1 protein-coding gene is annotated in these 1764 nt (G+C 72.8%); it reads right to left on the bottom strand.

Annotation, left to right across the window (positions count from 1 at the left end; genetic code table 11):
* Window positions 1–136 precede the first annotated feature (136 nt).
* Entirely contained in the window at window positions 137–1693 is a 1557-nt protein-coding gene (locus tag AOJ26_RS33095; protein ID WP_053852062.1) for an aldehyde dehydrogenase family protein, read from the bottom strand.
* Window positions 1694–1764 lie beyond the last annotated feature (71 nt).

Here is a 1764-nt window from a genome sequence, read left to right as displayed (position 1 = left end):
CCGACTGCACATGCGTCATGTCCAACACCCGCACACCCTCAAGAGCCAGCGTCATGCTCGTCACCTCGTCTCTGCGTCGTCGTGTGTTCGCCGGTGGCCGGGCGGCGCCTCCTCATCGGCGCCGCCCGGTCGCGCCTCACGGCATGAGCTGGTACTCGGGGAAGTTGCCGGGCAGCCGTTCGCCCGCCGGGCCCTGGGTGACGGCCCGCACGAGCAGTTCGCCGCCGACGAAGGCACCGCGCCAGGAGGCGCCGAATCCGCCGAACAGTTCGTCGCGGTCGCCACGGGAACGCGGCTTGCCGTGACCGACCTTGAACGCGCGGATCTGCGGGGCGAGCCGGTCGAAGGTGGCCCGGTCGTCGGTGGACAGGGTGGCCACCAGGGCGCCGTTGGAGGCGTTCATCGCGGCCAGCAGTTCCGCCTCCGTGTCGACCAGGACGATGGTGTCGACCGGGCCGAAGGGTTCCGCGTGGTGCAGCGGCGAGGACGGCGGCGGGTTCAGGAGCGTGACCGGCTGGACGTACGCCGAGGTGTCCTGGCCGGGCAGGAAGCGTGCGTCCGCCTCGCTGCCGCGGTGCACGGGGACGGCTCCGCGGCTGATGGCCTCGGCGACCTGGTCGCGGAGTTCCTTCGCCTTGGCCGCGTTGATCACCGGCCCGAAGTCCAGTGCCGGGTACGGGTCGTCGGGGTGCTCGACGGCGAGCGGGTGGCCGAGGCGCAGGGTGCGCACCGCCGGGAGGTAGGCGGCCAGGAACTCGTCGAACAGCTCGCGCTGGACGACGAACCGCGGGTAGGCGGTGCAGCGCTGCTTGCCGTAGTCGAAGAGCTTGGGGACGACGGCGGTGAGCGCGTCCCAGTCGGTGAAGTTCCAGATGCCCCAGGTGTTGAGTCCCTCCTGTTCGAGGACGTGCCGCTTGCCGAGGTCGGCGACGGCGGTGGCGACGGCGGCGCCGGTGTCGCGGCCGCCGACGAAGGAGACGCAGCCGATCTCGGGCGCCCGCACCAGCGCCTCGGACAGCTCTCCTCCGCTGCCGCTGACGAGGGTGACGGGGATGCCCTCGCGGGCGGCGAGCGCGCAGGCCAGGGTGAGGCAGGCGACGCCGCCGTCGGTGGGGGTCTTGGCGATGACCGCGTTGCCGGCCAGGGCCTGCACCAGCATGGCGTGGACGAGCACGCTCATCGGGTAGTTCCAGCTGGCGATGTTGGACACCGGGCCGTCCAGCGGGGAGCGGCCCTCGACCATCGGTTCGATGCCGTCGACGTACCAGCGGACGCCGTCGATGGCTCGGTCGACGTCGGCCTGCGCGAGCCGCCAGGGCTTGCCGATCTCCCACACGAGGAGCAGCGCGAGGAGTTCGCGGTGCTGGGTGAGGGCGTCGAGGGTGGCGGCGACGCGGGCCCGGCGTTCTTCGAGCCGGATGTGCCGCCAGGCGCGGTGCTGGTCGAGGGAGGCGCGGACGGCGTGGTGGGCGGCTTCCCGGTCCAGGCGCGGCGGGCCGGCGATGGGGCTGCCGTCGACGGGGCTGGTGGCGGGCAGCGCCCGGCCGTCGGCCCGCCAGGCGGAGGCCCAGAGGTTGAGGACGCGGTCGTCCCGGAATGCCTCGGGGGCGACCGCGAGGCAGCGTTGCCAGGCGTCGTTCCAGGAGGTTCCGGACTTCACCACGAGATGGGTGGAGTTGAGGGTGGTGGTCATGCGCTGTCTCCGCTCTCGGTGCACAGTCGGGGGCGGGGTACGGGGGAACGCGGCGGGGCCGGAGGAGACTC

Source organism: Streptomyces sp. NRRL B-24085 (assembly GCF_001282115.1).
Lineage (GTDB): Bacteria > Actinomycetota > Actinomycetes > Streptomycetales > Streptomycetaceae > Streptomyces.
This window is presented reverse-complemented; position numbering and strand designations above follow the sequence as displayed.

Coding starts and splice junctions, on each gene's coding strand:
- AOJ26_RS33095 (WP_053852062.1), bottom strand. CDS start 1,693: ATGACCACCACCCTCAACTCCACCCATCTCGTGGTGAAGTCCGGAACC.